24 protein-coding genes are annotated in these 21,084 nt (G+C 42.0%); 7 read left to right on the top strand and 17 right to left on the bottom strand.

The features are described from left to right. Window positions 1-50 precede the first annotated feature (50 nt). Window positions 51-1,067 (top strand): DUF1646 family protein, encoded by a 1,017-nt coding sequence (locus H605_RS0108045; protein WP_029053749.1) that lies wholly within the window; start codon window positions 51-53, stop codon window positions 1,065-1,067. 84 nt (window positions 1,068-1,151) lie between these two features. Here H605_RS0108045 and H605_RS0108040 read toward each other — a convergent pair whose 3' ends face one another. From H605_RS0108040 to H605_RS0108010, 7 genes are all read right to left on the bottom strand, one after another. Further along, the gene (locus H605_RS0108040; protein ID WP_029053748.1) at window positions 1,152-1,589 is read right to left on the bottom strand and encodes a hypothetical protein; all 438 of its coding nucleotides are present in this window, start codon (window positions 1,587-1,589) and stop codon (window positions 1,152-1,154) included. A 73-nt stretch (window positions 1,590-1,662) separates the two neighbouring features. Beyond that, window positions 1,663-2,319: a bL19 family ribosomal protein gene (locus H605_RS0108035; RefSeq protein WP_029053747.1), complete on the bottom strand. Its 657-nt coding sequence runs from the start codon at window positions 2,317-2,319 to the stop codon at window positions 1,663-1,665. 47 nt (window positions 2,320-2,366) lie between these two features. Continuing rightward, entirely contained in the window at window positions 2,367-2,537 is a 171-nt protein-coding gene (locus tag H605_RS18905) for a hypothetical protein (protein ID WP_155979494.1), read from the bottom strand. Between the two features lie 161 nt (window positions 2,538-2,698). Beyond that, the gene (locus H605_RS0108025) at window positions 2,699-3,169 is read right to left on the bottom strand and encodes a GNAT family N-acetyltransferase (protein WP_029053746.1); all 471 of its coding nucleotides are present in this window, start codon (window positions 3,167-3,169) and stop codon (window positions 2,699-2,701) included. 32 nt (window positions 3,170-3,201) lie between these two features. Next, complete coding sequence (locus tag H605_RS0108020; RefSeq protein ID WP_029053745.1) at window positions 3,202-3,624, bottom strand: hypothetical protein; 423 nt, start codon at window positions 3,622-3,624, stop codon at window positions 3,202-3,204. 336 nt (window positions 3,625-3,960) lie between these two features. After that, entirely contained in the window at window positions 3,961-4,971 is a 1,011-nt protein-coding gene (locus H605_RS17585; protein ID WP_051210513.1) for a proline dehydrogenase family protein, read from the bottom strand. Between the two features lie 88 nt (window positions 4,972-5,059). Further along, on the bottom strand, window positions 5,060-5,680 hold the full coding sequence (locus tag H605_RS0108010) for a DUF3298 and DUF4163 domain-containing protein (RefSeq protein WP_232321234.1): 621 nt from the start codon (window positions 5,678-5,680) through the stop codon (window positions 5,060-5,062). Window positions 5,681-5,796: 116 nt separating this feature from the next. On the opposite strand from H605_RS0108010, the gene H605_RS0108005 reads away from it, so the two are divergent. Next, the gene (locus H605_RS0108005; protein ID WP_029053743.1) at window positions 5,797-6,174 is read left to right on the top strand and encodes a nucleotide excision repair endonuclease; all 378 of its coding nucleotides are present in this window, start codon (window positions 5,797-5,799) and stop codon (window positions 6,172-6,174) included. 34 nt (window positions 6,175-6,208) lie between these two features. On the opposite strand, the gene H605_RS17580 is transcribed toward H605_RS0108005, so the two are convergent. Then, a complete protein-coding gene (locus H605_RS17580) occupies window positions 6,209-6,559 on the bottom strand; it encodes a YolD-like family protein (RefSeq protein ID WP_037561730.1) in 351 nt (116 codons plus the stop codon). A 107-nt stretch (window positions 6,560-6,666) separates the two neighbouring features. After that, a complete protein-coding gene (locus H605_RS0107995) occupies window positions 6,667-8,379 on the bottom strand; it encodes a methyl-accepting chemotaxis protein (RefSeq protein WP_029053742.1) in 1,713 nt (570 codons plus the stop codon). Between the two features lie 232 nt (window positions 8,380-8,611). Between H605_RS0107995 and H605_RS0107990 the strand changes: the two genes are divergently transcribed. Further along, a complete protein-coding gene (locus H605_RS0107990; RefSeq protein WP_029053741.1) occupies window positions 8,612-9,037 on the top strand; it encodes a MarR family winged helix-turn-helix transcriptional regulator in 426 nt (141 codons plus the stop codon). A 510-nt stretch (window positions 9,038-9,547) separates the two neighbouring features. On the opposite strand, the gene H605_RS0107980 is transcribed toward H605_RS0107990, so the two are convergent. Next, window positions 9,548-10,300 carry an SDR family NAD(P)-dependent oxidoreductase gene (locus H605_RS0107980; RefSeq protein ID WP_029053739.1) on the bottom strand — a complete coding sequence of 251 codons (753 nt, stop codon included), beginning with the start codon at window positions 10,298-10,300 and terminating at the stop codon, window positions 9,548-9,550. A gap of 80 nt (window positions 10,301-10,380) precedes the next feature. Next, the gene (locus H605_RS0107975) at window positions 10,381-11,379 is read right to left on the bottom strand and encodes an EAL domain-containing protein (protein WP_029053738.1); all 999 of its coding nucleotides are present in this window, start codon (window positions 11,377-11,379) and stop codon (window positions 10,381-10,383) included. A 223-nt stretch (window positions 11,380-11,602) separates the two neighbouring features. Here H605_RS0107975 and H605_RS0107970 point away from each other — a divergent pair, with 223 nt between their 5' ends. Both H605_RS0107970 and H605_RS0107965 read left to right on the top strand, forming a co-directional pair. After that, complete coding sequence (locus tag H605_RS0107970) at window positions 11,603-12,016, top strand: DUF948 domain-containing protein (RefSeq protein WP_232321273.1); 414 nt, start codon at window positions 11,603-11,605, stop codon at window positions 12,014-12,016. Window positions 12,017-12,021: 5 nt separating this feature from the next. Beyond that, entirely contained in the window at window positions 12,022-12,459 is a 438-nt protein-coding gene (locus H605_RS0107965) for a DUF948 domain-containing protein (protein ID WP_029053736.1), read from the top strand. A 295-nt stretch (window positions 12,460-12,754) separates the two neighbouring features. On the opposite strand, the gene H605_RS0107960 is transcribed toward H605_RS0107965, so the two are convergent. The 5 genes from H605_RS0107960 to H605_RS18895 form a co-directional block, all read right to left on the bottom strand. Then, window positions 12,755-14,257, bottom strand: a complete 1,503-nt coding sequence (locus tag H605_RS0107960; protein ID WP_232321274.1) for a serine hydrolase domain-containing protein — start codon at window positions 14,255-14,257, stop codon at window positions 12,755-12,757. Window positions 14,258-14,818: 561 nt separating this feature from the next. Further along, window positions 14,819-15,313 carry a DUF948 domain-containing protein gene (locus H605_RS0107955; RefSeq protein ID WP_037561727.1) on the bottom strand — a complete coding sequence of 165 codons (495 nt, stop codon included), beginning with the start codon at window positions 15,311-15,313 and terminating at the stop codon, window positions 14,819-14,821. Window positions 15,314-15,332: 19 nt separating this feature from the next. Continuing rightward, the gene (locus tag H605_RS0107950) at window positions 15,333-15,755 is read right to left on the bottom strand and encodes a DUF948 domain-containing protein (protein ID WP_029053733.1); all 423 of its coding nucleotides are present in this window, start codon (window positions 15,753-15,755) and stop codon (window positions 15,333-15,335) included. Window positions 15,756-16,071: 316 nt separating this feature from the next. Continuing rightward, on the bottom strand, window positions 16,072-16,203 hold the full coding sequence (gene yhfH / locus H605_RS18900; protein WP_099627541.1) for a protein YhfH: 132 nt from the start codon (window positions 16,201-16,203) through the stop codon (window positions 16,072-16,074). Window positions 16,204-16,419: 216 nt separating this feature from the next. Next, on the bottom strand, window positions 16,420-16,569 hold the full coding sequence (locus H605_RS18895) for a hypothetical protein (protein ID WP_155979493.1): 150 nt from the start codon (window positions 16,567-16,569) through the stop codon (window positions 16,420-16,422). 323 nt (window positions 16,570-16,892) lie between these two features. On the opposite strand from H605_RS18895, the gene ilvA reads away from it, so the two are divergent. Together ilvA and H605_RS0107930 are read left to right on the top strand one after the other, a co-directional pair. Continuing rightward, the gene (gene ilvA / locus H605_RS0107935; protein ID WP_029053731.1) at window positions 16,893-18,161 is read left to right on the top strand and encodes a threonine ammonia-lyase IlvA; all 1,269 of its coding nucleotides are present in this window, start codon (window positions 16,893-16,895) and stop codon (window positions 18,159-18,161) included. A gap of 910 nt (window positions 18,162-19,071) precedes the next feature. Beyond that, complete coding sequence (locus H605_RS0107930) at window positions 19,072-19,614, top strand: GDYXXLXY domain-containing protein (protein ID WP_029053730.1); 543 nt, start codon at window positions 19,072-19,074, stop codon at window positions 19,612-19,614. A gap of 49 nt (window positions 19,615-19,663) precedes the next feature. On the opposite strand, the gene H605_RS0107925 is transcribed toward H605_RS0107930, so the two are convergent. After that, window positions 19,664-21,082, bottom strand: a complete 1,419-nt coding sequence (locus tag H605_RS0107925; RefSeq protein ID WP_029053729.1) for an NAD-dependent succinate-semialdehyde dehydrogenase — start codon at window positions 21,080-21,082, stop codon at window positions 19,664-19,666. Window positions 21,083-21,084 lie beyond the last annotated feature (2 nt).

Below are 21,084 nucleotides of genomic sequence, written 5' to 3'. Positions count from 1 at the left end.
TCGGCGTTTTGCATACAGTGTAGAAGAAAGATTGCTGAAAGGAGATACTCATGGTCACTGGATTGCTCATTATTTTAGGGTTGGTGTTAGTGTTACCGTTTACAATCCCTCGCATTGAACGTAATTTGGAATTGTTTTTATTCGTCATGGGTTGTGCTGCGGCATTTGTTAGCGGAGTGTTTCAGTGGGAGTTGTGGAATAAGGCGTTACACGATCCTTTGCATATTACGTTTGCGGTCCTTGTAGCAGGAATCGTGTTTCGCTGGATACGACATCCGTTTGAGAAAGCAGTATTATCAGGGAGCAGAATCATTCCATTCCGCTTATACTTAGCGCTAATTATTATGGGATTAGGCTTAATTTCCAGTATTATCACCGCGATCATTGCGGCGCTAGTCCTCGTAGCTATCGCGTCCGTCTTGCAAATGGACCGAATATCAGAAATCCGCTTTGTGATATTAGCGTGTTACTCAATCGGCATGGGCGCGGTGCTGACACCGATCGGGGAGCCTCTTTCAACGATTGCAACAAATAAACTGGATGAAGACTTTTATTACTTAATGAACTTGCTTGGTACAGATATTATAGCCGGTGTATTCGTCTTCGGACTGCTCGCATTCTTCCTGATCCGCCCACGCAACCGCTCGCGGCACCGTTCTTCCGGACAAGCGGCAGAGTCATACATAAGTATTTTCGGGCGCGGAGTGAAAGTGTATATATTTGTTTTGGCTTTGACATTGCTTGGTGCGGGATTTGAGCCATTGATCACACTATACTTACTTGATCTTCATCCATTGACGCTTTACTGGATCAACATGATTTCAGCTGTACTCGACAACGCGACGCTCGCTGCTGCGGAAATCAGTCCCGCGATGGACGAATCCACGATCCAAGCGCTGCTACTCGGTTTACTTATTAGTGGCGGGATGTTGATTCCGGGTAATATCCCCAATATCATTGCGGCAGGTAAGCTCAATATTCGCAGTGGCGAATGGGCACGGGTCGGTGTACCGCTTGGATTGCTCGCGATGGTCGTCTATTTTGTTATTTTACTTAGCAGACCATGAAAAAAGACCGCGTTATGAAGTGCACCCCAAGAGTTAGATTACGACTCTAACTTTAGGGGTACCTCAGCTGGCGGTCTTTTCGTGTTATTCGATTAGTTTCACCCAGACTCTATACTTTTTGTCATCCGTCTGAACCAATTTAGTATTAGGACTCGGTGCGTTATTCTTCTTTGTGAAACCCGCTTCAAACGAAGGAGTTTTGATACTCTCCCCTATGTTCTCCTCGGAAGGCATACCGATTCCAATCGCGTCCGTTACCGTCCATGTATCATCTTTCTCTTTGTTCAACTTTGCGACAAATATTTCTTCCGTGCCATCCAATATCCCTTTATAGACATTGATTACCTTATTATTATCAACTTCCAACGTTCGATAGACTTTCACGACTTCCGCAAAACCTTCTTCAGCATGAAGCTGTTCAATTGCCTCTTGTGGCGTATTCGATGTACTGTTCTTATTTGCGGTCTGACAACCAGTGAGTACCACCGCCGTAAACATAATATAAAATAGTTTTCGAAGCATGAGATCCTCTCCTTATCTATTTTATTGAATACCCTATTGTCGGCTATATTCAATCCTCATTTTCTTATCTTCATTAAAAAATGCGTTCTTTCTTTCCTTCTATTATCTTGAAATGTACATCTGATGTTGATCCGCTATAGATACGATCCGGCACGTTCGAAACGTCCAAAATTTCATTGAGCTCAATGAATTCTGTCCGATTTCCTTCAATTGTCATTCTAAAGGGACCTGCTATATTCATCAGTGACACCATTTTCATTTCATCTTGGCCAAACCCAGTGTCCAAGAACTCCAGCTCGAACGATACGGGTTTTTTGCTGTGATTTTTCAAAGTCAACTGGCAGTCCCCACTCATCCGTTCATTATCGTCCAACGTATCAAATGCGCACTTGCCTTTCTGGTCATAGGAAATCGCTCCAATACCGCTTGCTATTGTCTCTTGATATGCCGTAATGAGATACACCGGGATCAATGCATACAGGAAGAGCACAAGCACAGCTAACACAACATAAAATTTCTTCAATCCGTAAATCAGCAGCGCCATCGCGATCAGGAATAAAAGAGTGCCTACTAGTCCTTTCCAAACGAGTCTGTCATCGGCTTGAATGGGAAACGACATGAATGTCACGGTAGCTCCGATTAACGGATTATTTGGGTAGGGGAAAAATAAAAACATGCAAATGGCAAGAAGTACCACAGCGCTTATAAGTGCGGTTCTATTTTTTATCACGGTGTTTCTCCTTCTGTTTGAATTGAAAATGGTTCATCTTCTTACTTCTACTTATTGAGTCTGTCTGCGATCGTTTGAAGGATTTCATTTTTGCGTTCTTGTAGTTTAAGGAATTTCAACGCAAACCATACAGTGAAAATAAGGAATGCAATCGGGATGATATACATGAATATGCTGAAAATAGATAGAAACGAAAACAACAAATTGTTATTGTGCATATGTATTTCCTCCCTTTCATGACTTATGCTGACTGCTTCTTTTTCGGGAATAGATAAGATACTAATAATATAGTTATTGCGACTCCCCATCCTATGTATACCCATAAATTTAACGTCTTTTCAGGAATCGAATATTCCCCTTGCACGAGACCTCCCACTGCTCAGGTTAGCGATTTTTCCATAGACACTACGGCAATCGACGTACCATCCGTTCTATGTAGTACAGATTCTTCACACACGTGATAGCCGATCGATTGATAGAGTGAGATGTTTTTCTGGACATCTGCTCGCACTTTGCATACTATTACTCTCTTCCCTTGTTGCGTCGCATACTCCTCTAAATATCGCAGCATTTCTTTCGCGATTCCTTGACCTTGTCTTTCTGGCACGACAGAAAATCTAGAAAAATAGAGGCTTTCATCTTCCAATCGAAAACGAACCATCGCGACCGGTTCCTCTTCAATATAGCCAATCAAAGCCTGTACACCACTTTGCATTTCAACCGTGACACTTTCGACGGTCTCTTGCAACGCACTCGTCGGCGGTGTAGCATGCTCGTATTCTCGGAACGCCCGAATCATCACGTCAAGGATGATAGGAACGTCGGAAATGTTCGCTTTGATAATGTTCATAACCGTCCTCATTTCATTTCATTTTATATTAATTATGAATAAATAGAAGTGAATGCCGCCATATCTCCATTCTCAAACAGCTCGATCGTTTCATACTCTTTGTCTAATTGTACTTCATAGAATTGCTGTTCTTGAAAAGTTTTTGATTCGCCTTCGTCTTGATTTTTATCATACAGAATGTGCAACGTGTCTCCATCGCTTTCTACGTCAAAGTTGGTAAAGTCCACAGCGTAATCTTCCTGATTTTCATGAGAGGTGTTAAAATAAATGACCAATTTATCGTCTGACGTGTCGTAAAATAAATACACGCCATTTTCAGCCTGCGCGTGTTGGTAGAATACCTGATCACCCTTATCCAAGTCCTTCATGGTGACTTCCTCGTAAGATAATGTTCGATTCGTATTACATCCGATCAGTAACGCTGCACAGAGAACCATGACCAAAAGTTGTTTCATCAACTCTCCTCCTGTCTTTGGTGTTCTGAAGAGTGAATAATACTTTAACTACCTCTAACACTACTATTTCCCATGTTTTCTGTAAAGTGAGTACAAAAAAACACTGCGGGGAAAGCAGTGTTTTGAAAGAAGAAGAAAGGGTAACTCAATCACCGTTACTATCTTGCATTTAGCTCAGAGAGTAGTAGAGACGCGACCGTGTATTGAGCGATTGCAGGCCTTGATAGAGCGGATATCACGTAACATTGAGCGATCAAGCATAAGCAATGAGCGCTTGAACGAATGTATGAGCGCATCCACCTGAAATGTTAATCCACGTTGCCCCTACCCTTCCGCTCAACGATACTTCACCCAACCACCATCATGTTTCTCGTCACTCCCACGCTTGCTTAATCGCCCAAGCACAAACGCGCCGGCGACTAGACCAATCATAGTATTCGTTTTCTTATTGAACACTTGCTTCACCATCAAGTTCATATTTTGCGGACGCTCCGCCAGTCTGCGCATGAAGTACCCGTACCAATCCTCGCCAAACGGTACGTATGTACAGAAATTATAGCCCTCTTTCGCCAACTGCAACTGCAACTCATGGCGGAAGCCGTACAGCATCTGGAACTCGAATTGATCACGTGAAATATCATGTTCTTTCACAAACTGCTTCACATGATTGATGATGTTATGGTCATGTGTCGCAATCGATGTAAACGCTCCGTGCAATAAGTGTTCTTCAATGATCTTAATATAATTTTCGTCAATATCTTGTTTATCTATATACGCAACGTCCGGTGACTCTTTATACGCACCTTTTACTAGACGAATGCGTGTATCGTTGTATTTTTTCGTATCACCCAACGCCCGGTGAAAATAAGCTTGGATAACGGTTCCGACGTTTTCATAGCCCTTTGCTTTTAATTCGTCTAGTAAACGGAACGTTGGTTCAAGCCGTGAGTGATTTTCCATATCAAAATTAACAAACATTCCTACCTTGTTTGCTCGTTTGACGATTTCTTCTACTTGTTGTTCGCAAAACGCATAATCAATATCGAGGCCGAGCTGTGATGGTTTGATCGAGATGTGCGCATCTACTTGATGTTCTTGGATTGCGTCCACTACCGCTAAGATTTGTTCTTTCGCTTCAATGGCCTCGCTCTTTTCGTACACAAATTCACCCAAATTGTCGATTGTGCATGAAATGCCTGCTAGATTAAGTTCTTTGACACTAGTAATCATTTCTTCGATGTTAGTTCCTGCCACGACTTGTTGGGCCCCTAGTTGAAAGCCGTATTTTTGGGCAGCTTGATTCAGTAGTTGATTTTCAGATAAACCAATAAAGAAATTTCTTAGCATAGTTTCCACCTCATTTGTATATTTCGTATATCGAAATTATAACACTATTTCGTCATGTAAGCCTATACATTTGTTTATTCAGTTATTTTCAAGTTCCTATGAACGGTAGCATCCGGTCTGCTGGACTATTCGGTTTAATGATCTCCTGTAAATCGAGCAAGGGAATCGGAAAATATGGGAAGCCGGCTACGTAAGGTGAAATTTCGTATAGTTGGAAGTAGACCACTAGACTGGTGTCTGCGATGTAGAAATCTTGATCAGGTTTGATTTTAGTGAATGGCTCAAGCACCGGAGTTTTCCATTGCTGAATATGGCGTCTGACATATTCCGATATCCGCTGCACATAAGGACTGCCTGGCTTGAACAGATCTTGTAGATTGTATTGCCTTCCCGTCTTCGTATCAAACGTCAGAGATTTGACGTAGGTCATTCCATGCGCTCCACCAGTGAACGAGTAGACAATTAAGTTAATACTGAAAAGATCACGCTGATTATTTTTGATTTCGTACGTTGCGACCATCTCCACAAGACTTGGGTCATAATAATTATTATCCTCTAGCATTTTATTCATTTCCTTGAACAGTACTTGATTTAGTTTCTGTTGAACTTTTGGATCATCCAGTTGTGTGATGACGGGATAAGACACATCCACTTTTGGCCTTCTATTTGATATGTGATACGTTTGAATAACAGCAGGATTTTTCATCATTTCATCCTTCCCAAGACATTTGTCTACTATATGCAAGGGACGGACAGAAAGTTTCTCGCTTTTTTCGGGGTCGTATGATAGGATAAACACTGACTGATATAAGGATGTGAAGTAAAATGATCAATATTACATTACCTAAACCGGACGTAACGATCGTTCGCAGAAAACAAGAAATGGGACCTGATGAAACGCCAATTAAGCCAATCTATGGTTTCATCGATTTTCATGATATTCCACGTGATAAAGGCGGCCTTTTGTTGTTCTTCAACCAAAGCGACGAGTTATTATTCGTAGGAAAAGCACGAAAATTACGTCCACGTCTAAAAAAGCATTTTGAAGACCAAGTGTCTCCATTACGTAATCACCGTGAAGAAGTAGCAAAGATTTCCGCTATTATCATCGATGACCCAATGGAACGCGAAATCTACGAAACGTACGTAATCAACACACAGCAAGCTAAATACAACGTAGAAAAAGCATTTTTCAGAGACTGAGCTGTCTGCCTTCGCAGACGGCTTTTATTTTTGGTTAAAAACCATCTGCTCCTTTCGATAACTGGACATCTATCACATCTGCTACATGAATTCTTTCCGTTCCGAATGGATCACGCAGCACAATGGTCATCGTCTGCAAGTCGAGCGCTTCAATCTCCCCTTGATGAAAGCGAACTTCTCCATCATGCCAAGTTTTAATCCATGTCTCACCACGTCTGCGCCAAGCTACTTCAAGTGTCTCTTGCATCGTTTGTAGTTCCCAATCGGTTAACTCGGGCCGTTCAATATACTCATCTTCCCATTGCCAATCGCGTAGTCTCTCGAGGTGTTCAGGCAGCATGAGCGACGTCCACTTCAATTTCCCTCTATCTCGGTTCCTTTCCATCACATATTCCCCATTTCCTAAGCGTATGTATGTTCGTATTATACAGAACGTACATTCGAAATTCAATGGTAAAAAAGGCCATCGCTTTACATGCGATGGCCAAGTGTTTATTTAGGTAATTCGAATGAACCGACAAACACTTCCAGTTCACGCGCCATTTGATTGGTCTGCGTAGAACGTTCTGAAATTTCTTCTATGCTCGCTGTCGTTTGCTCGGCAGCTGCTGCAATATTATTGGTCATGTCTTCAATATTTTGTACAGCGTGCGTCAAGTGCTCGATCAACTGTACCGCTTCTGTTGATTTCGCGGCTTCTGACGTCATCAAGTTTGAAATATTCTTGATTTCCTTGACAGTTTCTCCAACTGCCACGGAAATATTACTCAATGACTGAGACGTAAGCTTCACTGTTTCAGTACCCTTCGTGATGTGTTTCGTATTTTCCGATGTAGAAGTAATGACTTGCTGGATGCGATCCGAAATATCCTTCACCAGCTTCTCTACTTCGAGTACTTCCTGATTCGATTGCTCAGCCAAGTTCCGTACTTCTTCCGCCACTACCGCAAAGCCTTTACCGTGTTCACCTGCACGCGCCGCTTCAATGGATGCGTTCAGTGCAAGTAAATTGGTTTGAGCTGCGATTCCTGCGATGGAACCCGTAATGTTTTGGATCTTCGTCGTAGATTCCACCAAGTTTTGAATCGTATCTCCAACTTGTTGTGAACCATTTCGAATTAATTCCATATCATAGCTAATTTCCTCTGCGCGTTTTGCGCCTTCTAGTGCAATCTTCATCGTTTCATTGGAGTTAACGAGCATCGAATCAGCGCTTTGTTTCGTATTGTTTAAACCACTTGCTAATCCCGTAAGAATACCTGTTGCGTGCTCCGCAGTTGACGTACCTTCCGTAACAGCTGTGACGACTTCTTCGATATTATGTGCAACCATCGTAATCGCTTCACGCATTTCAGAAAGTGATGCAGAAGTTTCCCCTGCGTTTTCGGATAAATGCTGCGAGGTCGTATTCATCGTCGCGATCATATCTTGTAGGTTCACCGTCATACGATTCAGTGTACGAGCCAAGTCGCCCACTTCGTCTTGTGATTTCACTTCTGTCGGTTGGACCGCCAAGTTACCATCCGCAATTTCCTTCGCCTGCTCAATTAAGCTCGTGATCGGCTTAGTTTTCCGGCGAATCAAGAATCCTGTTCCAATTGAAGCAAGTATCATAGGAATAATACTGATCAAGATTCCGTCGCGTACAACGTCCCAAGTACGATGTTTGACGATGTTGGCATCGAAATCAATTACGCTGACTGCGATGATTTCTTTACTCGCATCCTGGTCTTCGTGTATTGGCGCATAACCCGAAAGCCGCTCTATACCGCCATACTCGTAAGGCTGAGAGTACGTCGAATGTCGATGTTCGAGTAGATCGGCAATCGCTTCTTTGTCTAAATGGAACTGGTCTCCCGGCTTAAATCCACTTGCTTTCAGATTATCGTCGAGGGCAATGATTTTTCCATCCAAATCCAAAATATATTGTGTTTCAAATATATTTTTGTGTTCAGTTGTCCAGTTCAATGTCTTCCCAAGTTCATTTTGTGTGTCAACCTCGCCAGCCAATGCCTTTTCCATATCACCAGGTCGAATCAATCCAGTAGTAATATTGGCGCAGCCATACGCCTCAATTCCTGCAGCATCATACAATTTGTCATAAGCAGTCTTATATGTAGCAAGTGATGTAATGATTAACATCACCACCAAGATTCCAGCTATAATAGAACCTAGCTGAAACGTTAACGAATCTTTAACTTTCATCAAACCTTATGCCCACCCTTCCTATTTGGTTTATCTAGTTCATTCGTTGTCTTTATCATACGCTATCAGTCTACAATTAAAAAGAAGAAAATGAAAAACTCTTTAATTTTAAAATAATGAGTAAGATGTAGGTATTATTATCGTGTCACAACTGTTTTATTTCGTATATAATATTGTATGATGAATAGTATATAAACATAAAGTTTTTTGGAGGAAAAGGAGGTGTTCTTTTTTGACTGAAGAACAGACAATTTTCAATTTGGTACATTTAATGGATCAAGTGACGAATAAAATGCTGATCCGTTTCCAGCAAGAATCCAAGCTGTCCCTAGGAATCTCCCATATTCTTGTATTGCTAGAGTTACATAACAAAGGTGAACAACGTCCTTCTGATTTGGCTGAGACACTAGGCTTCACGCCCGCTTCATTGACGCACTTGTCTTCAAAGCTCATTAAGAGCGAATTTATTACGTTGCGTAATGATGAAGAAGACCGACGAACAAAGTATTGGGAAATAACTCCTAGAGGCCTAGAGATTTTGGGCGAAGCGCAGAAATGCGGAGTAAAAGTGCGTTCGGAGTTCTTTAGTCACTTATCGGAGGCTGAACGAAATAGTTTAGTCCAAATTTACACTAAATTAAATAACACGTTTGTTTGAGAGAAGCTGTTCCGTTGTGGAGCAGCTTTTTTTATTGGTAGAGCTCGTTGCTCGATAGATACGCGCGTGCGCTCATACTTTTACCACGAACGCTCTATAGCACGCGCTAGCCGCTCTATCAAACACCGTGTGCGCTCATACTTCCACGGCAAACGCTCTATAACACGCGCCAGCCGCTCTATCAAACACCCCATCCGCTCATACTCCCACCGGCAAACGCTCTATAACACGCGCCAGCCGCTCTATCAACCACCGCGTGCGCTCATACTTCCACCGCAAAAGCTCTATAGCACGCGCCAGCCGCTCTATCAACAACCGCTTGCGCTCATACTTCCACCACAAACGCTCTATCCCACGCGCCAGCCGCTCTATCAAACACCGCATCCGCTCATACTTTCGCCGCAAACGCTCTATCGCACGCGCCATCCGCTCTATCAACATCCCCACCCGCCCATACTCCTACATACAAAAAAGACTGCCCCATAAATCAGGACAGCCTCGAATGTTGTATTAACGTAATTTGATAGACCCACCGTCTACCATCATCGTTTGGCCCGTGATGTAAGAAGCGTCTTCGCTCGCTAGGAATACTGCTGTGCGACCGATATCTTTTTCTGGATCGCCTAGGCGTCCAAGTGGGTTTCTCGCAAGAATAGCTTGATACGATTCCGGATTCTCTTGTCCCCAATGCTCAATGCCTGGTGTTTTGGCAATTGGGGAAATCAGGTTACACGTGATGCCATATTGACCCCATTCATTCGCCGCCACTCTTGTGATCCCGCGGATGGCTTCTTTTGCCGCAGCGTATGAACCTTGGTTCACATCGCCATTTAATCCTGCGCCGGATGAGAAGTTGATCACGGTTCCTTTTGACTCTTTCAAGTGCGGAAGAGCCGCTTGCATCAAGTAGAGCGTTGGATAGAATCCTGTATTGAACGACAGATCTATGTCTTCTTGCGTCATCTCTTCAATAGATTTCATACGTGAAGCATGTGCGTTGTTGACTAAGATGTCCAATTTTCCGAGCTTCGTTACAACTTGCTCGACAATGGAAGGTAATTCTGTTCGAACAGTTAAGTCCGCTTGAAGAAAAATCGATTGCGGAGAGATTTTCTGCAATTTTTCAATCGCTGCATCGCCTGCTTCTTTGTTTAAGTCAACGATCGCGATAGTCGCGCCTTCTTTAGCGAATGCTGTAGCAATGCCTAACCCGATGCCGCCAGCTCCACCTGTAATGATTGCAACTTTTTTGTCTAATTTCATATGTACCATCTCCTTATTGATTATAGTTTAACATTAAATCAATTTCAGTGTACACTAATTAACCTCGACAACGCGCAAGCCTATATGAAAATTTCAGTCTGTGGAACTGCCGACGGTTTGCCGAATAAATAGCCTTGGAATAGTTGATAACCTTTCGCTCTCAACCATTCAAAATCTTCTACTGCTTCTATTCCCTCTGCTAAAGGAATCGCATCCACCGCCAGTGCTTTATCAAGAAACTCCCCTGCTATAAGCTGCTTAGCAGGATCAGTCGCCACACCTTGCACATACTTAATATCGAGCTTCATATAGTTCGGTCGAAGGAAAGAAAGTACTTCAGCCGTGTTATAACCTTCCCCAACATCATCGAGGGCATACTCGAATCCTTTTGAATGATAGTATTCCAAAATGGTTTTTAAATGGTCCATGTCTCCCACTTTTTCCGACTCCACTACTTCAAAGATTAAACGGTATGGGTCAATTTCTAATTCGTTCGCTAAATTAATCGTTGATCGCAAGCAAAACTCCGGCGAATAGATAGAGGTTGGAATGAAATTAATGAATGCCTTTTGCGTAATATGTTTTGCATGGCGAACTGCTGTTAGACGACACACTCTGTCAAGAGCATATAATCTACCGCGCTCTTTTGCCGCGGAGAAAATTTCATTCGGATAAATCACTCTACCGTCTTTATGATAGAAACGCGCGAGCAATTCGTAAGCATAAATCTCGAGTTCGGGTGTAACAATAGGCTGATAATGGCTCGTCAATTGTTCATCTTGAATGACTTGATCAATCCACTGCATTTCGACTACGTGCAGGACTTCCGAGAGAGGCCGCCAGTCGGTTTGGTCGAGACGAAATTGAATAGTATCCATTTCTACTGCATGATCGACGCAAAAGTCGTATAATTCTTTTATCCCTTGTTCTTTCACATGAAATGTTTGATCTTCCTGGTTCACCAGCATATGAGCTCGTTTCAAATGATCTTCTATTGATTCGAACAGTGCTGTTTGCTCACAATTTTCAAATGAGACTTCATAATCAATCTCACGGACAATGCAACCTTTGCAAGGCATGTATTTCACCCCTTCAGTATTTGATGTGAAAATCATATCATATTTCAGGTACTTTTCTCACATAGGGGTGTGGAAATATAGTTTTTCTAGTTAAATAGCAGGCCAGTGTTTAGATTACTTTCATTTGTGGAATGACAAGGATATAGAACGTTTACACGTTTTGACGGAAGTTAGACGTTCAAGTTAGAAACGCACTTATTATGTGGAGGTGACTAGATTGAAGGTGCTCTTGTATATTAGTGCCATAGTCGCCGTTGCGGCTTTAGTGGTTATCGCAATTGCTATTATTAAAACAGCCAAAGCGGTCAAAGAAGCAATGACAGATGTAAAAGAAACGATGAAGCGTGTGGAACTGAAAGTGGGCGGCATCACGGATAAAGCCGATCAACTCATGACTCAGACGAACCAAATTGCGGATGATGCGAATGCAAAGCTGCAATCGGTTGACGGATTGGCAGCTTCAGCGAAAGAACTTCGCGAATCCACCCAGTATGTGCAGAACTCTATCGCTAAAATGGCGGATCAAGTATCAGCGCCTCCTGGCAAGTATGCCAAGTTGATGGAGCAAACGACTGCATTGTCTGAAGTAGCATCAAAAATGTACTACAAGATGAAGCAGAATAACGGAGAGAGGTGAACTTGATGGATTGGGTACTAGGAATAGGCGTATTGCTCATCGGCATCGCGCTAATTATTGTCGCAATCGTGTTAATTAAACCACTTGGAAAGTTGACCGAAGTATTGGAAAGCGTCAAGAAGACGACCGATACCCTACCGTCGACGGTAGCGGAAGTTACGGGTCAGACTCAGCAAATTCTTCATACGACGAATGATACGATCAGTAATGTAAACAAACAGATTTATGAAGTAACACCAGTCTTCCAGATTGTCGGGGATGTCGGTGAGGCTTCACGTGAAGTAACGACTGCGGCACTCGATACGACAATTCGTTTTAAAGATCGCGTAGGGAATGCAGGCGAGTTTGTCCGCGAGAAAGAATATAAAGGGTTATATGGAGTCGCTACGTTGGCGTTTTATTTGATGCAGCAGCGTAAAGAGCTGAAGAAGATGCGGCCGTAAGTAGAAGTGCGGTTTAGTCTACTCATATAAAACTTAAAACAGACCACTAATTCGCATAGGAATTAGTGGTCTTTTATATGTCTGTACATCAACTACGTGTTTTATTGAAGTGAACTGACCGTTGATATTGGGATAGTAGTTAGAACTCAACGATCTACTGGTAGCTGACGTAGACGGCGGTGAAACATACCCTCCACTGCAAAGAAGGCTCCTTCTTGCAAGACTGTAGAAAACGTTCTTCTTTAAGACTCTCGTTGATCCAACCGAAATTGCTAGTCTTATGCAAAGTCATTTTTCACCATGCCTTTTCCTTTTTAAAATGAACTTTCAGTATAGAGAACATATAGATAAGCCAAACAATAATATACATTGAATAAAAGGCCACTTGAACACTAATAGGGCTCCATACAAATATAATTTCCCATGAATAACCTTCTAGAAAAAGGCTTGGTATTAAATAGATAAAATAACTTAACCCCAACATAATTAATAAAGACAAAGTCAGTTTTAATGTGCTTTTTATACCAGTAGGTTTAACGTATAATTGCTTTCTATAGATTTTTATTAAAATCCTTACGATCAGAATTAAAACACCTAGCGTTAATGTGCTTAAAACAAGTATAATACCAAATGCCACCTTATCTATATATTGGTTTGAATCTTCTATATCACTACTCACAACATTACCCTTTACTATTTCATTAATTTCTATTCCTATATTTTGAACTTGATTTGAACTTAAATTACCTAGTACCGCAACTCCAGTTTTTTCTTCGTTATTGAAGGTTACATAAGTTGAATAGTTTGGATTCATTCCGTCATGAGTGATCTGTTCATTTGGTTCAAGGAACCAGCCGCCAGCATAGAATACTTCATTACCCACTACATCAACAGCACGATCAGCTTTATGAGTCTTTTTAATGATTTTCTCATCAAAATCAACTTCATTCATCGTACCCAGTTGAATTTTAAGCCATTTTGCCATATCCTCCCCATTCGATATAATATATCCAGCTGGTTTGTTTCCCCTATATATCGGTGCTTCATATCGTTGTGGTTTTAAAAATCCGATTTTATATCCATCAGTCATTTGATTGTTTATTTCTTCATCTCGGAACAAGTGCGTATTATTTAATTCCATTGGTTTTAAAATAGTTTCTTTCATATAACTTTCGTATGTCTCGCCTGTTACTTGTTCAATGATCAATCCTAGAACATCGTAATTTATTGTCGCATACTGAAACACCTTACCTGGTTCACTATCTAGTTCTATTCCAATTAAGGTTCTGACTGTTTCTTCCAAAGCATGATCTTCATTTGAAACTGGAATCAAATTTATAGTGGAGGCAGGGATTCCAGTTGTTTGATGTAGCGTTTGTCCAATCGTTATGGGTATTTCTTTTCCTTGATACTTTACTTTTAGCCAAGGTATATATGTAGTCACATGATCGTTAAGCTCTATTTGTCCACTTTCTACTAAATTTAAAATAGCTAACGCAGTAAAAGCTTTACTATTAGAAGCTAATTCAAATAAAGACTGAGAAGTGACTGGTTTTACCTCATCTAAATCGGAATATCCAAACCCTTTTTGATAAACAGTTTTATCATCTTTGACGATCGTTATAGATAATCCTGGGATCTTCCCCTTACTCATATTTTTCGTTACGACTTTTTTTATTTGCTTTTCTTCCGTCTTGGTTAAATCATTTATTTCTTGTGCCTTTACTAATCCATTATCCGCTATGGGAATCATTACCGTTGTTGCAGTAATAAATAATAATGCTATTTGTATCATCACATTTTTCAATTATTCCCCTCCTTCCATATCATCTGTCCTATGTTTTACCTTCTCCTAAACCAACCTGGATTTAATACGTCCCCTACTTCATATCCAGAGTGGACCGAATATCTATACCTCGCTCGTTTGGTGAAATGTACATGTTCTAGAATCCTATTGTAAAAGCAAGAACTAGAACAATCACTATACCTTCGCTTCGTGTGATCCATCCATTTATGATCCAATTACCCTATGCGAGCCTATTCTGCCCCCAAATACAAAAACAATTGTTAAAATATACAACAACGCTAAAGATGGCATGGAGTATCATACTTAAAAAATGGTGTCCTCACTGCCCTCATATTCTTTTACTCACTTCATCTGAAGACTTCCATTGTTTATCAATCTACTATACACCTGAACATGAGAGCTATTACCAGCGTTGTAATGCATTCCATGCGCAAACTATGCACTAAAGCGGCACAAGAAAAACACTAGCCACTCCGCATCTTACTCCCCTACACTTAAAAAAAGACTGAAGGTCAAGCCCGATTGGGATTGATCTTCAGTCTTTTTCATCACTTAAAATGACGCATTTTCTGGTGCTGGTAACTTTTTTTGTGGGCGACCTTGTTCTGCACGATCCTTAGCAGCGCTCACAGATTGCTTGCGCTTCTTAAAGATGTAATAGCCTAACATGGCTGAGCCGTAGATGTTACCTAGTTTCTTGTTTTGCTCTGATGTGTCTGTGTGGTCTCCTTTTTGTTGAACAGAAGACGACACGTCCACTAACGAAGAGGTAAGTTGGTGTGTAGATTCTCCAAGGTCACCGATTACTTTGAACAATGGAGTCAGGTTTTCAATCTTAGTATTGATATCTGCTAATGAATCATTACTGTTTTTAATCAGATTTCCAGTTTCGTCCAATATACCGTCAAGTTGTTTCGGAAGCGCTCCTACTGTCTCATCGACGTCGTGCAGGATATTTCCGACTTGTTGTAATACCTTAGCGAAATAGATAGCCAAAATAACGAAGGCGATACCGATGAGTATGACGCCAATTCCAACGAGATCCATTTTCAACCCTCATTTCCATTTACGTATTTTTTAAACTCTTCTTGCCGCGTTGCCATGAATCGTAAACTTGGACACCAAACTCTCCATATTGGATGGCTTGAACGAATTTTTCCGTTCCTGGAAGAGAACCATCCTCTTCAAATTGTCTTGTCCGCTTGTTTATTTCTTCACTCAAGTACTGGCTTGAACGTCCGATATTTTCAATAGAAGAAAATAGAGGTGTCGTTGCAGCGAGTTTCACTTGAACATCTGTCGCCAGTTGTTCAGTCTCATTTAAAGTTCCATATAATTGCTCAATGCTCTTGTCGAGCTCTGCCTCTACCCCTTTTACTGTTCCCATAACTGTCAGCAATAAGTTCGAAGACTTCGTTAGTAACAATGAAAGGTAGATGGCGACAATCAATACCGAGATTGCGATTAATAATAAACCAATATACGCCATACACACATCCTCCTCTCTAACAAACTACATACACCTTATCATTCTATACCACTCTCAGTTTTTCTAAAACATTAATCATCCGAAGTTCTGTGATATGAATGAATGAATTTAATTTTTGTGTGTAGTGAGAGCGAACGGAAACCAATGGTGATCACGAGATTACTACTTCTCATGTTCAATTTATATAGAACAATTTCAACCCCTAATATGTAGATAGTGGATACACATTCACAGAATTCATTACCTGTAGTGTATGATCTTTCATCTTCAACGCAAAAAATCCTATGCTCCGTATGAGGGAGCATAGGATTTTTTGTTATTCTTCATGTCGTCCGACACAACGCTCGCATTCGTACATTACAGACTCTTGCTTTTCCTTGAACTGGTTCCCACATTCCGTACAAACCTTTTCCACCATTTGTCTTTTCTGCTCTGTGTTCTTTTTCATCGTCCATTCCCCCATTCGTTTTATTGTGATGCGCTGTACTGATACAGCGTCTTTTCTTAAGACTAATATATAACAGAGTCGTCAGATTTGTCACTCTTTTCGGACGAAATCTGTTATTTTGCGATGGAATCCAAAAGAGCACGACGAATGAAGGTATTATAAAAGATGAAAATAAAAATGGCATGTCAATATCGAGACATACCATTTCTTTCCCCTTTACATCAGCAATCCGTAAACCATTACAGCTGCGATGATGACAAGAGTTATGACAAACACCGTCCATTGCATATTATCCGGCTTTTCTGGTCTACTATCCCATTTCTGCATGAATAAACGCTTCCTTTCTAGTGTTAGTGTCTCATTCATTAGTTTTCCCTTCTGTTTACGAATTAAACACCACTTATTTGTGTATAATCTAAAAAGAAATCTACATGTTTTATTTAAATTAATATATGTTTCAACGCTATTCCAAGATAGCAAAAAGCTTCCTTATTACCTAAATGTTTGATCCACTCTATTTGTTGAAAGCCTTTGCCAATCCAGTAAACGCTTACATTAACAGAAAGTTCCCAATAAAGTCACTACTATTAAAATAAACACACAATTTAGAACTTTCGTATGTTCATTCAGTTTTTTTCATGTTATTATGAGTAAACGTTGACTCAATAACGGAGGTTAGATGATAAGTTATGAAGGTGAAAAAAATGGAAACTCCAAGCGTTCAAGTAGAAGATATCTTAATTGCTAATCAGCTACTGAAAGACATCGTAGCTCATACGCCTTTACAGAAAAATGTTCGTCTATCGGAAAAGTATGACTGCCATGTGTATATTAAGCGGGAAGATTTGCAGCATGTCCGTTCCTTTAAATTGCGCGGTGCTTATTATAAGATGAAACGCATCGAAACAGAAGCACGTAAAAAAGGAATTGTCTGTGCGAGTGCAGGAAACCATGCACAAGGCGTAGCGTACGCATGTGCAAAACTGGACATTGACGGCAAGATCTTCATGCCTCAAACAACTCCTAGACAAAAAGTAAATATGGTGAAAATGTTCGGTCGCGATCGTATTGAAATTATATTAGTCGGAGATACGTTCGATGATTGTTTCGAAAGCGCGGTCGAATTGATGGAAAAAGAAAAGCGTATTTTTATCCATCCATTCAATGACAAGGATATTATCGCCGGACAAGGGACGGTAGCTGTTGAGATCATGAACGATATCGAAGAGCCGATTGATTACGTATTTGCAAGTATCGGTGGTGGTGGATTGATGTCGGGAATCAGCACGTACATTAAAAACTTGTCTCCGCATACGAAAATGATTGGTGCAGAGCCAGCAGGTGCAGCGAGCATGAAGGCTTCTATCGACGCGCAAAAGGTCGTACCTCTGGCAACGATCGATAAATTCGTCGATGGCGCGGCTGTCAAATGCGTAGGCAATCTGAATTACGACATTTGCAATAACTATCTCGAAAACACCGTCAGCGTCCCTGAAGGTAAAGTATGTACGGCCATTCTCGATCTATACAATGAACACGCGATCATCGCAGAGCCAGCAGGTGCCCTTCCAATTGCCGCACTCGATTTCTATAAAAATGAAATCAAAGGAAAATGTGTCGTCTGTGTGATCAGTGGTGGAAACAACGATATCGGTAGAATGCAGGAAATCAAAGAGAAGTCGATGATTTATGAAGGCTTGCTGTATTATTTCCTCGTGGACTTTCCACAACGTGCAGGTGCACTACGCCAGTTCCTTGATGGTGTACTTGGACCGGATGATGATATTACGATGTTCGAGTATACGAAGAAGAATAATAAAGAGAGTGGTCCAGGTCTTGTCGGAATTGAGATTAAGCACAAGGAAGACTATAATGGCCTGATTGCACGTATGGAAAAGAACGGTTTCCCTTATAAAGAAGTGAACAAGGACAGTACGTTGTTCGGGTTGTTGATTTAATATGAGTACTGCCGTAAAAGTCATCGCGACTTATTGCGGCAGTTTTTTTTGTGGTTACACACATTATAGTGTAGTAATTAGACACCGCTGATTTGCGCTGCTGTGAGTGGTATTTTATTTTGGTTGTGGTTTAAAGTGGTAAAGCAAAACAAGTGATAGCGTACAGTACCCGACTAACAAACGCGTTTGGCGGGAGAGACTAGGCGGCTGCGGGTCTTTGCGACTCTTTGTTGGGACGTTGCTCGATTGGTTGGTGGGTACTGAAGTTAGTAAGTGTCTGCTTTTTGGACCCGCACAGGCACGTGGGGGATTGCCTACAGCCAGGAGCCAGCTGGCAAAGTTCCGCCAGTTGTCTCATGGCCACGGCCTACCCCGCAGTTGTGCCTGCGCTGCTAAGTGGTAGTTATTTAGGTAGTGGTTCTAAGGGGAAGAAGATCCGCGACTTGGGAATACTGATTTTGCACTTTTCGAAATAGAAGTATACGAACTGCCTTACACTCGATGCAACGAAGGCGCCTGCTGTGGTAGGCGTAGCGAGGAGACAAAGACAGGCGCACTTTCCTGTCTCTGGCTCCTCGCGAAAGCCATCCACCAGCGCTGTAGTGGGGACAATGGACTTGCCACTTACATTGCCAGCTAAACAATAACCTCCTGATCAAACAAGAAACAGAAAATGCACGTGCAAGAAACACAACCCAACGTCGCTTCTTACGCACCTACGGATTAAACGTTCAAAACCTCCCCTGCACTCATCTCCACCCGACACGAATCTATTCACACCAACTATGAAAGGTTTCCGACATAATAAAACTGGGTAATTAATTACTAAAACACATATAAATGGCACATGCTATCTGTACATAAGAAGAACACTTTTTATGAAAACTGCAGAAAAGGCGGTGACTCTGATATGGGCCCCAAACATAGTAAATTCAGTATATCCATACTCTTCATAATTCCCCTGCTCATCTTAGCTAGTCTCACGATTCCTCACTTCACAACGATTCAAAACGGCGCGGATGTCTATCTTCAATCGGAAACGATTACCGAGCAAGATGCAACCGAAAATTATGTCATGCTTCGCTACGACGTTGAAAAAGTACCAAAAGAGCGTATGACTCCTAGTTTAGTGACAGCATTAAAAAAACCCGATGACCTCGGTCAGACACGCGTATTTGGCGTATTGGAACAAAAAGACGGTGTCGCTGAATTGGTCTCGTTGAGCGACAAAAAACCCGCTGAAGGTGTCTATTTAATGGGCTGGCTGGCGCAGACGACCGATCGAGAGTACCGTCAAAACGATCATTACATCGTGAATTTCGGACTGGATCGAGTCTATGTTCCCGAGTTTGGCCACCGCGTTGCAGCAGACAGTGTGCAAGATCGAACGATGACAGCGCATTTTAAAGTACTTGACGGCAATAGTATTTTGCGCGAATTCCAAACCAATTAAAAAAAGCAAAAAGGAAGAGTACGGCTCTCCCTTTTTGCTTCCTTTTGCATTATAAACCTAGTGAGATATATTTTACTTCTAAATATTCATCCATACCTTGATGACCGCCTTCACGTCCAAGGCCACTTTGTTTAAAGCCGCCAAACGGAGCTTGTGGTGCTGACGGCAAGCCATCATTCAAACCTACGATACCACACTCTAATGCTTCACAAATCTGAATACCTCGTGTGATGTTCTCCGTGAAGACGTATGCCGCTAGTCCAAACACTGTATCATTCGCACGCTCGATAACTTCTTCTTGTGTCTCAAACGTCGCAATTGGCAATACCGGACCGAATGTCTCTTCCTCCATACAAAGCATATCGTCCGTTACACCTTTTAAGACGGTTGGTTGATAGAATAACCCCTCGATATGTTCGCCACCAGTGACGACTGTCGCTCCTTTGGATTTCGCATCTTGCACATGCTCATCCACTTTATCGATTGCATCCTGGTCAATTAACGGACCAATCTCGACGCCTCTTTCTTTGCCGTCGCCGACTTTCAATTTCTTCGTTTTCTCTGCAATGCGCGTTGTGAATTCCTCCGCGATCGATGAATGAACATAAATACGGTTCGCACAGACACACGTTTGTCCGGCATTACGGAATTTCGCTGCGATTACGCCATCTACTGCTTTATCAAGATCCGCGTCCGCCATAATAATCGCGGGTGCCTGTCCGCCGAGTTCCAATGAAATCTTCTTCATCGTATCGGCTGCACCTTTCATCAACGTCTTACCAATTTCAGTAGATCCTGTAAACGTCAGCTTGCGCACACGACCGTCTTCTTGCCACGCCTCTGCAATTTCACTCGCACTGCCCGTTACGATGTTAAGCACACCGTCCGGAATACCCGCTTCTTGTGCAAGCTCTATTAAACGAATCGCAGTTAACGGAGTCTGAGAAGCCGGCTTCATGACGACCGTACAGCCTGCAGCAAGCGCGGGACCAACTTTACGCGCAATCATAGCCGCTGGGAAGTTCCATGGCGTAATCGACGCGATGACGCCGACTGGTTGCTTGTGTACAAACATTCGCTTATTGGATTGCGTAGCTGGAATAGTTTCACCGTAAATCCGCTTGCCTTCTTCTGCAAACCAACTGATGTAGCCATTTGAATAACGCATTTCACCAAGCGCTTCCGCTAACGGCTTCCCTTGCTCAGTCGTCATCGTTTCGGCTACGCTCTCTTCATTTTTCTCAATCAACGCATGCCATTTCATTAAATACGCACTGCGTTCATACGCCGACAATGCGGCCCAGTCTGAAAAAGCCGCAGAAGCCGCGTCGACCGCTTGTTTTGCTTCCGCTTTGCCGCCTTTAGGTACAGCACCGATCGTCTCACCCGTTGAAGGATTCACTACTTCGATTTGCGGTAAATCCGCACCAAATCGTTTTCCGTTAATGATCATTTCAGTTGATTTCATAT

The organism is Sporosarcina ureae DSM 2281 (assembly GCF_000425545.1).
Classification (GTDB): domain Bacteria; phylum Bacillota; class Bacilli; order Bacillales_A; family Planococcaceae; genus Sporosarcina; species Sporosarcina ureae.
Note: the sequence above shows the minus strand (reverse complement) of the source record. Positions and strands in the feature narration are given on the sequence as shown.

Excerpts from the sequence above, each read along its gene's own strand:
- H605_RS0108045 (WP_029053749.1), top strand. The coding sequence starts at position 51 with ATGGTCACTGGATTGCTCATTATTTTAGGGTTGGTGTTAGTGTTACCG.
- H605_RS0108040 (WP_029053748.1), bottom strand. The coding sequence starts at position 1,589 with ATGCTTCGAAAACTATTTTATATTATGTTTACGGCGGTGGTACTCACT.
- H605_RS18905 (WP_155979494.1), bottom strand. The coding sequence starts at position 2,537 with ATGCACAATAACAATTTGTTGTTTTCGTTTCTATCTATTTTCAGCATA.
- H605_RS0108025 (WP_029053746.1), bottom strand. The coding sequence starts at position 3,169 with ATGAACATTATCAAAGCGAACATTTCCGACGTTCCTATCATCCTTGAC.
- H605_RS0108020 (WP_029053745.1), bottom strand. The coding sequence starts at position 3,624 with ATGAAACAACTTTTGGTCATGGTTCTCTGTGCAGCGTTACTGATCGGA.
- H605_RS17585 (WP_051210513.1), bottom strand. The coding sequence starts at position 4,971 with ATGCTAAGAAATTTCTTTATTGGTTTATCTGAAAATCAACTACTGAAT.
- H605_RS0108010 (WP_232321234.1), bottom strand. The coding sequence starts at position 5,680 with ATGATGAAAAATCCTGCTGTTATTCAAACGTATCACATATCAAATAGA.
- H605_RS0108005 (WP_029053743.1), top strand. The coding sequence starts at position 5,797 with ATGATCAATATTACATTACCTAAACCGGACGTAACGATCGTTCGCAGA.
- H605_RS17580 (WP_037561730.1), bottom strand. The coding sequence starts at position 6,559 with ATGGAAAGGAACCGAGATAGAGGGAAATTGAAGTGGACGTCGCTCATG.
- H605_RS0107995 (WP_029053742.1), bottom strand. The coding sequence starts at position 8,379 with ATGAAAGTTAAAGATTCGTTAACGTTTCAGCTAGGTTCTATTATAGCT.
- H605_RS0107980 (WP_029053739.1), bottom strand. The coding sequence starts at position 10,300 with ATGAAATTAGACAAAAAAGTTGCAATCATTACAGGTGGAGCTGGCGGC.
- H605_RS0107975 (WP_029053738.1), bottom strand. The coding sequence starts at position 11,379 with ATGCCTTGCAAAGGTTGCATTGTCCGTGAGATTGATTATGAAGTCTCA.
- H605_RS0107965 (WP_029053736.1), top strand. The coding sequence starts at position 12,022 with ATGGATTGGGTACTAGGAATAGGCGTATTGCTCATCGGCATCGCGCTA.
- H605_RS0107955 (WP_037561727.1), bottom strand. The coding sequence starts at position 15,313 with ATGGATCTCGTTGGAATTGGCGTCATACTCATCGGTATCGCCTTCGTT.
- H605_RS0107950 (WP_029053733.1), bottom strand. The coding sequence starts at position 15,755 with ATGGCGTATATTGGTTTATTATTAATCGCAATCTCGGTATTGATTGTC.
- yhfH (WP_099627541.1), bottom strand. The coding sequence starts at position 16,203 with ATGAAAAAGAACACAGAGCAGAAAAGACAAATGGTGGAAAAGGTTTGT.
- H605_RS18895 (WP_155979493.1), bottom strand. The coding sequence starts at position 16,569 with ATGAATGAGACACTAACACTAGAAAGGAAGCGTTTATTCATGCAGAAA.
- ilvA (WP_029053731.1), top strand. The coding sequence starts at position 16,893 with ATGAAGGTGAAAAAAATGGAAACTCCAAGCGTTCAAGTAGAAGATATC.
- H605_RS0107930 (WP_029053730.1), top strand. The coding sequence starts at position 19,072 with ATGGGCCCCAAACATAGTAAATTCAGTATATCCATACTCTTCATAATT.
- H605_RS0107925 (WP_029053729.1), bottom strand. The coding sequence starts at position 21,082 with ATGAAATCAACTGAAATGATCATTAACGGAAAACGATTTGGTGCGGAT.